Source organism: Amycolatopsis sp. NPDC114504 (assembly GCF_055633595.1).
In genome coordinates, this window is the sequence record NZ_JBVKDU010000007.1 from 504,019 (window position 1) to 516,322 (window position 12,304).

2 protein-coding genes (1 of these 2 cut by a window edge) are annotated in these 12,304 nt (G+C 74.5%); both read left to right on the forward strand.

The genetic code is table 11. The features are described 5' to 3' along the window. On the forward strand, positions 1-3,424 hold the 3' end of the coding sequence (locus ACZ7PG_RS48870) for a type I polyketide synthase (protein WP_470246082.1). It extends 20,816 nt beyond the left edge of the window; the window shows 3,424 of its 24,240 coding nt (coding positions 20,817-24,240); its start codon lies beyond the left edge, outside the window; its stop codon occupies positions 3,422-3,424. Then, the gene (locus ACZ7PG_RS48875) at positions 3,421-12,270 is read left to right on the forward strand and encodes a type I polyketide synthase (RefSeq protein ID WP_470246083.1); all 8,850 of its coding nucleotides are present in this window, start codon (positions 3,421-3,423) and stop codon (positions 12,268-12,270) included. The genes ACZ7PG_RS48870 and ACZ7PG_RS48875 overlap by 4 nt, the downstream gene beginning before the upstream one ends. Positions 12,271-12,304 lie beyond the last annotated feature (34 nt).

Genomic DNA, 12,304 nt, shown 5'->3' on the forward strand with positions numbered 1-12,304 from the left:
CGGTGAGGACGGGACACGCACCTTCAGCGCGTACTCGCGGATCGAAGGCACCGAGGACTGGGTCCAGCACGCCAGCGGCCTGCTCGCCGTCGACGCCGGGGAGCCCGGCGAACCACTGTCCGAGTGGCCGCCCGCGAAGGCGGAAACCCTTGCTGTGGCGGACTTCTACGTCACCTACGCGGCGGGCGGGTTCGCCTATGGGGACGCCTTCCGCGGCCTGACCGCCGCCTGGCGGGCCGGCGACGACGTGTTCGCCGAGATCGCCCTGCCGGAGTCGGCTCGCGCCGACGCGCGCCGCTTCGGGCTGCACCCGGCCCTGCTCGACGCGGCCCTGCAGGCCCTGCTCTACCTGCCGCTGGCCGGGTCCGGGCAGAGCCGGCTCCCGTTCTCCTGGTCGGGGGTCACGCTGCACGCGTCCGGCGCCGACTCGCTCCGCGTCAAGCTGAGCCTGGCCGGAGCGGACGCGCTGGCGCTGACCATCGCCGACGCCGCGGGCCACCCCGTGGCCACTGTGGACTCCCTCGCCATGCGCCAGGTGTCCGCGGACCAGCTGGCGGCCGAGCCCAGCGGGCTGCGCGACTCGCTGTTCCAGGTGGACTGGACGCCGCTGGGCACCGGGTCCGAACCGGACACCGGGTCGTGGGCCGTGCTCGGCCCGGACCCGCACAAGCTCGGCGTCCAGCTCGGCACGTCCGGCCCGCTGAAGTCCTATGTGGACATCGACACCCTGCTCGCCGAGGGCGGCACGCCACCGGAGGTCGTCTTCGCACCGCTCGTGCCCGGCCGCGCGGCGGACTTGCCCGGCGAGGTGCGCGCGGCGACTGGATCGGCGCTCGCCACCGTGCAGCGCTGGCTGGCCGAAGACGCACTGGAAGGCGCGAAGCTCGTGGTCGTCACCTCCGGCGCGGTGGCGCACCGCGGCGAGGTGACCGACCTGGCCAACGCCGCCGTCTGGGGCCTGGTCCGCTCGGCCCAGGCCGAGAACCCGGACCGGTTCCTGCTGGTCGACGTCGACGGAAAGGACGCGTCCTACGGTGCCGTCCCGGCCGCGCTGGCGACCGGCGAACCTCAGCTGTCCATTCGCGACGGTGAGCCGCACGCCGCCCGCCTGGTCCGCGCCGAGGCGGCCGGCGGGGTGCTCAGCGCCCCGAAGGACGGGCCCTGGCGGCTCGACATCGTCGACAAGGGCACGCTGGAGAACCTCACCCTGCTGCCGTGCCCGGAGGTCGCCGCGCCCCTTCCGGACGGCCACGTGCGGATCGCCGTCCGCGCGGCGGGCGTCAACTTCCGCGACGTCCTCAACGCGCTCGGCATGTACCCCGGCGAGGCCGGGCAGATGGGCCTGGAAGGCGCGGGCGTCGTCACCGAGGTCGGCCCCGGCGTCATCGGACTCGCCGTCGGCGACCGCGTGCTCGGCATGTTCCCCGGCGCGTTCGGGCCCCTCGCGGTCGCCGACCAGCGGCTCGTCGCCCGGGTCCCGGACGGCTGGTCGTTCGCCGAGGCGGCGTCCGTGCCGATCGTGTTCCTCACCGCCTACTACGCGCTGGTCGACCTCGGCCGCGTGCGAGCGGGGGAGACGGTGCTGGTCCACGCGGCCGCGGGCGGCGTCGGCATGGCCGCCGTCCAGCTCGCGAAGCACCTCGGCGCCGACGTGTTCGGCACCGCGGGCGCCGGCAAGTGGGACGCACTGCGCCGGCACGGCCTCGCCGACGACCGGATCGCGTCCTCGCGGACCCTGGACTTCGAGGACCGGTTCCTCACGGCCACCGAGGGCCGCGGTGTCGACGTCGTGCTCGACTCCCTGGCCGGGGAGTTCGTCGACGCGTCGCTGCGGCTCCTGCCCCGCGGCGGCCGGTTCCTGGAGATGGGCAAGACCGACGTCCGGAACCCCGCCGACGTCGCCGCCGCCCACCCGGGCGTCGCCTACCAGGCGTTCGACCTCATCGAAGCCGGGCCTGACCGCATCGCCGAGATGCTGCGCGAGGTCCTCGGCCTGCTCGGCCAGGGTGTGTTGCGGCCGATTCCGGTCACCGCGTGGGACGTCCACCGCGCACCGGCGGCGTTCAAGCACCTCCAGCAGGCCAAGCACGTCGGCAAGGTCGTCCTGACCGTGCCCGCCTCGCTCGACCCCGAGGGCACGGTCCTGATCACCGGCGGCACCGGCGGTCTCGGCGGGCTGCTGGCCCGGCACCTGGTCACCGAGCACGGCGCCCGGCACCTGCTGCTCACCAGCCGTCGCGGCCTCGCGGCGGAGGGAGCCGAGCAGCTGCGGGACGAGCTGACCGGACTCGGCGCGACCGTCACCGTGGCGGCGTGCGACGCGGCCGACCGCGACGCGCTGGCCGCGTTGCTCGACGGCATCCCCGCCGAGCACCCGCTGCGGGCGGTCATGCACACCGCCGGGGTGCTCGACGACGGCGTCGTCGGCTCGCTGGACGCCGCCCGTCTCGACAAGGTGCTGCGGCCGAAGGTCGACGCCGCGGTCCACCTCGACGAGCTGACCCGCCACGCCGACCTCACCGCGTTCGTGCTGTTCTCCGGGGCCGCCGGCCTGTTCGGTGGCGCGGGACAGGCGAACTACGCGGCCGCAAACGCTTTCGTGGACGCCTTCGCCACCCACCGGCACGCTCTCGGGCTGCCCGCGGTGGCGCTGGCGTGGGGCCCGTGGTCGGCCGCCGTCGGCATGACCAGCGGCCTGACCGAGACGGACCTGGGCCGGATGGCCCGCGCCGGGCTGCTGCCGCTGTCGGCCGAACTCGGCCTCGCCCTCCTCGACGAGGGCGTGGCGTCTGGCGAGGCGGCCGTGGTGCCGATGCGGGTCGACACGGCCGCGCTGGCGTCCTCGGGCGCGGTGGCCCCGCTGTTCCGGGGGCTCGTCACCGCCCCGGCGCGGCGGGCGGCCGTGTCCGTCGCGAAGGCCGAGCCGGCGGGCCTGGCCGAGCGGCTGGCCACGACCCCGGTCGCGGACCGCGAGGACCTGGTGGTGGACCTGGTCTCCGGCCAGGTCGCCGCGGTGCTGGGCCACGCGTCCACAGTGGACATCGACGCCGGCAAGGCGTTCAGCGAGCTGGGCTTCGACTCGCTCACCGCGGTCGAGCTGCGCAACCGGCTCGGCGCGGTCGCCGGGAAACGGCTGCCCGCGACGCTGGTGTTCGACTACCCGACGGTCCTCGAGCTGGCCGGCTACCTGCTCGCCGAGATCGCCCCGGCGGCGCCGTCGGCGAACAGCCTGGTCGACGACCTGCGCGGTTCGCTCGCGACGCTGCCCGAGGGCTATGAAGGCCGTGACGAGATCACCGAGCGGCTCCAGAGCCTGCTCGCGTGGTGGACCGGCACCGCCCCCGAAGAAGCCCCGTCGGACGACGTCGCGGCCGCGTCCGCCGACGAACTGTTCGACCTGATCGACAAGGAGTTCGGGGCGTGACCTCCGACAACGAGAAGAAGCTGCTCGACTACCTCAAGAAGGTCACCACCGACCTGAGGGCGGCGAACCAGCGGTTGCGCGAGGTCGAGGACCGGGACGCCGAGCCGGTCGCCGTGATCGGCCTGGGCTGCCGCTTCCCCGGCGGCGTCCGCACCCCCGACCAGCTGTGGCAGCTGCTGGCCGCCGGCGGCGACGGCATGGCGGGCTTCCCGACCGACCGCGGCTGGCCGGCGGCGCTGTACTCCGGCGACGCCGGGCAGGCGGGCACCAGCTACGTCCGCGAGGGCGGGTTCGTCTACGACGCGGCGGAGTTCGACCCCGGCTTCTTCGGGATGAGCCCGCGCGAGGCGCTGGCCACCGACCCGCAGCAGCGGCTGCTGCTCGAAACGGCGTGGGAGACCATCGAACGCGCCGGGATCGACCCGCTGTCGCTGCGCGGTACGAAAGCCGGGGTGTTCGTCGGCGGCACGTCCACCGGCTACGGCTCCGGCCTCACCGCGCTGCCCGACGGCGTCGAAGGGCACCTGCTCACCGGCAACTCGACCGCGGTCATCTCCGGCCGCGTCGCTTACCAGCTCGGGCTCAAGGGCCCGGCCGTCACCGTCGACACCGCGTGCTCGTCGTCGCTGGTCGCGCTGCACTGGGCCGCCCAGGCGCTGCGGCGCGGCGAGTGCTCGCTCGCGCTCGTCGGCGGCGTCACCGTCATGTCGACCCCCGGCATGTTCCTGGAGTTCAGCCGCCAGCGCGGGCTCGCGCCCGACGGGCGGTGCAAGCCCTTCGCGGCCGCGGCCGACGGCACCGGCTGGTCCGAGGGCGTCGGCCTCGTCCTCGTCGAGAAGCTGTCCGACGCGCTGGCCAGCGGGCACCCGGTGCTGGCCGTGGTCCGCGGCTCCGCGGTCAACTCCGACGGCGCGTCCAACGGGCTCACCGCCCCCAACGGCCCGGCGCAGCAGCAGGCCATCCGGGCCGCGCTGGCGAGCGCGGGACTCAAACCGTCCGAAGTGGACGCCGTCGAGGCGCACGGCACGGGCACCACGCTGGGCGACCCGATCGAGGCGCACGCGCTGCTGGCGACCTACGGCCAGGACCGCGACCGGCCGCTCTGGCTCGGCTCGGTCAAGTCGAACATCGGCCACACCCAGGCCGCCGCGGGCGTGGCCGGCGTGATCAAGATGGTGCTGTCCATGCGGCACGGGGTGCTGCCGCGCACGGTGCACGTCGACTCGCCGTCGCCGCACATCGACTGGGCGGCCGGGGCGGTCGAGCTGCTCACCGAGAACGTCGCATGGCCGGCCGGCGAGACTCCGCGCCGCGCCGGCGTTTCGTCGTTCGGCATCAGCGGGACCAACGCGCACGTGGTCCTGGAAAGTTACGACGCCACGCCCGCCGCCGCGGCGACCACGGTCGGCGGACCGGTGCCGCTCGCGCTCTCGGCGCGCTCCCGCGAAGCCCTGCGCGAGCAGGCCGCTCGGCTTCGGGAACACCTGACGGCGGGCCAGCCGCTCGCGGACACCGCGTTGTCGCTGGTCACCGGCCGATCGGCGTTCGAGCACCGGGCCGTCGTGCTGGCCGCCGACGCTGCCGAGGCTGCGACGGCCCTCGACGCTCTCGCCGCCGACGCGCCGTCTGCGTCCCTTGTGGACGGTGTGGCGGGCAAGACCGGCAAGCTCGCCTTCCTGTTCTCCGGCCAGGGATCCCAGCGGATCGGCATGGGTGCCGAACTACGTCGCGAGTTCCCGGCCTTCGCCTCGGCCTTCGACGAGGTGTGTGCGGGCTTCGACTTCCCGCTGGCCGAAGCGATCTCGGGCGACTCCCTGAACGACACCGGCTACACGCAGCCCGCGCTGTTCGCCGTCGAGGTGGCGCTGTTCCGGCTGCTGGAGTCCTGGGGTGTGAAGCCGGACTTCCTGGCCGGGCACTCCATCGGCGAGCTGGCGGCGGCGCACGTCGCCGGGGTCCTCTCACTGGCCGACGCCGGCAAGCTGGTCGCCGCGCGCGCCCGGCTGATGCAGGCCCTTCCCGCGGGCGGGGCGATGGTCGCCGTCCAAGCCACCGAAGCCGAGGTCACGCCGCTGCTGGGCGAGCGGGTGAACCTGGCCGCGGTCAACGCGGCCGACTCCGTCGTGCTGTCCGGCGACGAGGACGCCGTCCTCGCGGCCGCGGCCGAACTGGCTTCCCGCGGGCGCAAGACCAAGCGCCTCGCCGTGTCGCACGCCTTCCACTCGGTGCTGATGGATCCGATGCTGGCCGAGTTCCGCCAGGTCGTGGCCGGGCTGACCTTCTCGGCGCCGAAGATCCCGATCGTCACCGGCGAACCCGCCGACCTGACCGACCCGGAGTACTGGGTGCGACACGTGCGCGAACCGGTCCGGTTCGCCGACCGCGTGACGGCGCTCGAAGGCCGGGGCACCGCGCGGTTCGTCGAGATCGGCCCGGCCGGGACCCTCGCCGGGCTGGCGGGCGTCCCGGTCGTGGCGATGCTGCGCGCGGGGCGTGACGAGCGGGAGTCGGTCCTGACCGCGCTGGCCGAGCTGTACGTGCGGGGCGGAACGCCCGCCTGGACCGCGCTGCTCGACGGCGCCCGGCGGGTCGACCTGCCGACGTACGCCTTCCAGCGCGAGCGCTTCTGGCTCACCTCGCCGGAGTCCGCCGAGGTCGTGGACACCGGCGCGGAGCAGTTCTGGTCGGCGGTCGAGCGGCAGGATCTCGCCGCCTTGACCACCGCGCTCGACGTGCCTTCGGAGACCCCGCTGAGCGACGTCGTCCCCGCGCTGGCCGCGTGGCGCCGTCGCGCGCACGACGAGTCCACAGTGGATAACTGGCGTTATCGGATCGGCTGGCGCCCGGTCACCGGGACGACCGCGACCCGGTTGTCCGGCCGCTGGCTCGTGGTGGGCGACGGTGCCGACGACGTCGTCGAGGGCCTGCGCGACCGGGGTGCGGACGTGCTGCCCGTCCCGGCCGGCGCCGCCCTGCCGGCAGACGAACCCGCCGGCGTCCTCGCGCTGCTGGCGGTGGAAGACACCCTCGCGCTGGTGCAGGCTCTCGGGACGCTCGGCTGGTCCGCGCCGCTGTGGTGCGCGACCCGGGGCGCGGTCTCGACCGGCCGCTCCGACCCCCTCACGCACCCGGAGCAGGCGCAGGTGTGGGGCCTCGGCCGATCCGCCGCCGTGGAACACCCGCGCCGCTGGGGCGGCCTGGTCGACCTGCCCGAGACGCTCGACGAACGAGCGCTCGACCGGCTGTGCGGAGTGCTCGCCGACGGCGCCGAGGACGAGGTCGCCATCCGGCCCTCCGGGGTCTTCGCCCGGCGGCTCGTGCGGGCACCGCTGACCGGCGAATGTCCTCCGTGGACGGTCACGGGGACGGTGCTGATCACCGGCGGCACCGGCGCCCTCGGCGGGCACCTCGCGCGCTGGGCGGTCGAGCGCGGCGCGTCGCGCGTCGTGCTGGCCAGCCGTCGTGGCCCGTCGGCGACCGAACCGGCGATGCCCGAGATCACGGTCGTGGCCTGCGACTTCACCGACCGGGACGCGGTCACCGCGCTCGTCGATTCCCTGCCGGACCTGACCGCCGTCGTCCACGCGGCGGGCGTGCTCGACGACGGCGTGCTCGACGGGCTCACCCCCGACAAGCTCGACCGGGTGCTGCGGGCCAAGGCGACCACCGCCTGGCACCTGCACGAGGCCACCGCCGGCCGCGAGCTCTCGGCGTTCGTGCTGTTCTCGTCGCTCGCGGGCACCGTCGGATCGGCCGGGCAGGGCAACTACGCGGCGGCGAACGCGTACCTCGACGCGCTGGCCGCGTACCGGCGTTCGCGCGGGCTTACGGCGACTTCGCTCGCCTGGGGGCCGTGGGCCGAGGCCGGGATGGCGGCCGACGAGGCCGTCCGCGACCGGCTGCGGCGCGGCGGGCTCTCGCCGCTGAACCCCGGCCTCGCGCTCTCCGCGCTCGACCGGGCACTGGGTGCCGGGGACGTCGCGATCGCGCTCGCCGACGTCGACTGGCCGGTCTTCGGTCCCGGCCTCACCGCCGTGCGCCCGAGCCGCCTGCTGACCGAACTGCCCGAGGCGGCCGGTGCTCCGGAAGCTGAAGTGTCCGATGTGGACATGCTGACGCTGGTCCGGCGCCAGGTCGCCGCGGTGCTCGGGTACGCCGAGGAGGTCGCCGCGGACAAGTCGTTCAAGGATCTCGGGTTCGACTCGCTGACCGCCGTCGAACTGCGCAACCGGCTCGGCGCGGCCACCGGAACGGACCTGCCCGCGACGCTGATCTACGACTACCCGACGGCCGCCGACCTGGCCGCGCACCTGGCGGGCACGACCGACGAAGCGCCGGTCGTCGAGCGGGAAGCAGCGTCCACAGAGGACCCGATCGTGATCGTGGCGATGGGCTGCCGGTTCCCCGGCGGCGTGCGGACCCCGGAGGACCTGTGGGAGCTGCTGATCTCCGGCGGTGACGCGGTCGGGGGCTTCCCCGCCGACCGGCACTGGGACGTCGGGGGCCTCGCGGCGGCCGGCGTCGTCACCGGCGCGGGTGCGTTCGTCGACGGCGTCACGGAGTTCGACCCGGCCTTCTTCGGCATCTCGCCACGGGAAGCGCTGGCGATGGACCCGCAGCAACGGCTCGTCCTGGAAACCGCTTGGGAGGCCTTGGAACGCGCCGGGGTCGACCCGGCCGGTGGTCCGGACGTCGGCGTGTTCCTCGGCACCAACGGGCAGGACTACCCGGCGGTGCTCGCGGGCTCGGGCGAGGACTTCGGCGGGTTCGTAGGCACCGGGAACGCGGCGTCGGTCGTGTCGGGCCGCGTGTCGTACGTGCTGGGCCTGGGCGGCCCGGCGGTCACCATCGACACGGCGTGCTCGGCGTCGCTGGTGGCGCTGCACCTGGCGGCGCAGTCGGTGCGGTCGGGCGAGTGCGCGATGGCGCTGGCCGGCGGCGTGACGGTGATGGCGACGCCCGGCGCGTTCGTCGAGTTCTCCCGCCAGGGCGGGCTCGCGGCGGACGGCCGCTGCAAGGCCTTCGCCGACGACGCGGACGGCACGGGCTGGGGCGAAGGCGCCGGCGTCGTGCTGGTCGAACTGCTGTCCGACGCGCGGCGGCTCGGGCACCCGGTGCTGGCGGTGCTGCGCGGCTCGGCGATGAACCAGGACGGCGCGTCGAACGGCCTCACTGCCCCGAACGGTCCGTCGCAGCAGCGAGTGATCCGGGCGGCGCTGGCGAACGCGGGCCTGGAACCGTCCGATGTGGACGCCGTCGAGGCGCACGGCACGGGTACCGCGCTGGGCGACCCGATCGAGGCCCAGGCGTTGCTGGCGACCTACGGCCGGGACCGTTCGCAGCCGTTGTGGCTGGGTTCGCTGAAGTCCAACATCGGGCACACGCAGGCGGCGGCCGGGATCGCGGGTGTCATCAAGATGGTCCTCGCGCTGGAGCACGGCGTGCTGCCGAAGACGCTGCACGCGGACCGGCCGTCGCGGCACGTCGACTGGTCGAGTGGCGCCGTGGCTTTGCTGACGTCGGCCACGCCTTGGCCGCGTTCGGAGCGGCCGCGCCGGGCGGGCGTGTCGTCGTTCGGCTTCAGCGGGACGAACGCGCACGTCATCCTCGAACAGCCGCCTTCGTTCGAAGTGGCCGACGCTTCGGTTTCGGACGTGGTCTGGCCGTTGTCGGGCCGCTCGGAAGGGGTGCTGCGGGCTCAAGCCGCGCGTCTCTTGGAGTTCGTCTCCGCCTCGGACGCCGACCTCGCCGACGTCGGCCGGTCGCTGGCCGCGCGGGCGGTGTTCGACCATCGGGCGGTCGTGACGGGCACCGACCCGCTCGCCGGGCTGGCCGCGGTCGCCGCGGGCGCCTCGGGCGCGGGCGTTGTCACCGGACAGGCCGGCGACGGCGCGACCGGCCTCCTGTTCGCCGGTCAGGGATCGCAGCGCGTCGGGATGGGGGCCGAGCTGTACGCGCGGTTCCCGGTGTTCGCGGACGCGTTCGACGCGGCGTGCGCGGTGCTGGACCCGGCGCTGGACCGGCCGTTGCGCGAGGTGGTGTTCGGCGACGCGGCGGCGCTCGACCGGACGGGGTACACGCAGCCGGCGCTGTTCGCGATCGAGGTGGCGTTGTTCCGCCTGCTGGAGTCGTGGGGCGTCCGGCCGGACCACCTGGCCGGCCATTCGATCGGCGAGCTGGCGGCGGCGCACGTCGCCGGGGTGTTCTCACTGGCGGACGCCGGCACGCTGGTCGCTGCCCGGGCGGGCTTGATGCAGGCGTTGCCCGCCGGCGGCGCGATGCTCGCCGTGCAGGCATCGGAGCAGGAAGTTCTCGAGATCGCGGCGGACCGCGCGGACCTGGCCGCGGTGAACGGGCCGCAGTCGACGGTGCTGTCCGGCGACGCCGAGGTGCTGGCCGAGATCGCGGCCGAGCTGACCGGGCGCGGGGTGAAGTCTAGGGATTTGCGGGTCTCGCATGCGTTTCACTCGAGGCGTATGGACGCGATGCTGAAGGAGTTCGCCGAGGTGGCGCGCGGGATCGGGTATGCCGAGCCGCGCATCCCCGTCGTGTCCACGGTTAGTCCCGACGCGGACGTCACGGACCCGGAGTACTGGGTCCGGCAGGTGCGCGAGCCGGTCCGGTTCGCCGATGCGGTGTCGAGGCTGAGGTCGGTCGGGGTGACCCGGCTGGTGGAGCTGGGCCCGGACGGGACGTTGTCGGCACTGGCGGGGGCGACTCCGATGTTGCGCAAGGACCGTCCGGAGCCGTCGACGGCGTTGTCGGCGTTGGCTTCGCTGCACGTCAGTGGGGCTGTCGTGGACTGGACGTCGCTGGTGTCCGGGAGCCGGAACATCCCGCTGCCGACGTACCCCTTCGAGCGGCAGGTGTTCTGGCCGGAGCCCTTGGTGCCGGTGACGTCGCCGGTCGACAGTAAGCAGTATCGGGTGTCTTGGCGGCCCGTGGCGGAGCGGGCTCGGGTGGGGTTGTCCGGTCGTTGGCTCGTGGTGGTTCCGGCTGGGTGCGAGGAGGAGCCGCTGGTCAAGGTGGTGTTCCCGGCGCTGGTGGAGGCGGGTGCCGAGCCGGTGCCGGTGACGCTCGGAGTGCCGGATCGCGACGCGGTCGCGGCCGAGTTGCTCGGCGTGCCTGGCAGCTCGGGAGCCGAGCCCACCCCCGGATCGCTCGGCGCACCCGGCCCGATCACCGGCGTCCTCTCGCTGCTGGGCCTGGCCGTCCACGCCACCCCCGGCCAGCCGTCCGTGCCTCTCGGCCTGGCGCTGAGCACCACCCTCCTCCAAGCACTCGGCGACGCCGGCATCGACGCGCCGCTCTGGTCCATCACCACGGGAGCCGTCGCCCTCGAAGGTGAGACTCCCGCGCACCCCCTGGCCGCCGGGGTCTGGGGCCTCGGGCGGACCGCCGCGCTCGAACACCCGGACCGCTGGGGTGGCCTCGTCGACCTCCCCGCCGACCCCGGCGAACCCGAGCTGACCCGCCTCATCGCCGCCCTCGCCGGTACCGACGGCGAAGACCAGCTCGCGATCCGCCCCGCCGGCACCTTCGCCCGGCGGCTCGTCCGTGCCCCGGGTGCAGAGACAAATGAGCCCTGGACCCCGACAGGTCCGGTGCTGGTCACCGGCGGTACCGGCGCCCTGGGTGCCGAGGTCGCCCGGTGGCTCGCACGCACCGGGGCGCCGCACGTCGTACTCGCCGGGCGGCGGGGTCCCGCCGCTCCCGGCGCCGCCGAACTGGAAGCCGAGCTCAGCGCACTGGGCACCAAGGTGACCATCGCCGCCTGTGACTTCGCCGACCGGGATGCCGCCGCCGAGCTGCTCGACTCTCTTCCCGGCCTCGACGCCGTCGTGCATGCCGCCGGCGTTCTCGACGACGGCGTCCTGGACTCCCTGACACCACAAAGGCTCGCGACAGTTATGAAGTCCAAAGTAGACTCGGCGATCAACCTGCACGAACTGACCCGCGACCTGTCCGCGTTCGTGCTCTTCTCCTCCCTGGCGGCCACGCTCGGCGCGGCCGGACAGGGCAACTACGTCGCCGCCAACGCCGTGCTCGACGCGCTCGCCGAGCACCGGGCCGGGCTCGGCCTGCCCGCCACCTCGATCGCGTGGGGTCCGTGGGCCGGTGCCGGCATGGCCGACGGGGCCAGCGCCCGCGCCGAACGTGGCGGGATCCGTCCGCTGGCTCCCGAGCTTGCCACCGCGGCTTTGCACCGCGCCATGAGCGGAAACGAGCCCGTCGTCGCCGTGGCCGATGTCGACTGGGCCGTGTTCGCCTCCACCGTCCGCGCCGCGCGGCTGCTCGATGACCTGCCCGAGGCCCGCCGGGCCCTCACCACCGTGCAGAAGCCGGACCTCCGGGCGAAGCTCGACGCGCTCACCGGGCCCGAGCGGGAGCGCGCGCTACTCGAGCTGGTGCGCGCCGAGGTCGCCGCCGTGCTCGGGTACGCGAGTCCGTCCACAGTGGATCCCGGCCTCGCGTTCAAGGAGCTGGGGCTCGACTCGCTCACGGCGGTCGAGCTGCGCAACGGACTTGCCGCCGCCACCGGCCTGTCCCTGCCCGCGACGCTCGGGTTCGACTACGCCACCCCGGCGGCGCTGGCCCAGTTCCTCGGCCGCGAGCTCGGTCCGGCCGACCCGGCCGCGGCGGCCGAAGCCGAGCTCGACCGGATCGAAGCGGCCTTCGCCGCGCTGACCGCCGAGCAGCTCGCCGGCACCCGGATCACCACCCGGCTGCAGGCGCTGCTGGGCCGGCTGGCCACGGGCCCGGCGGAAAACACGCGGCAGAAGCTCGAGACGGCCAGCGAGACCGAGATCTTCGACTTCATCGACAACGAGCTGGGACTCGCGTGACGCGCGGGTTCGCCGGCGGGCGGGGTGCGACGTG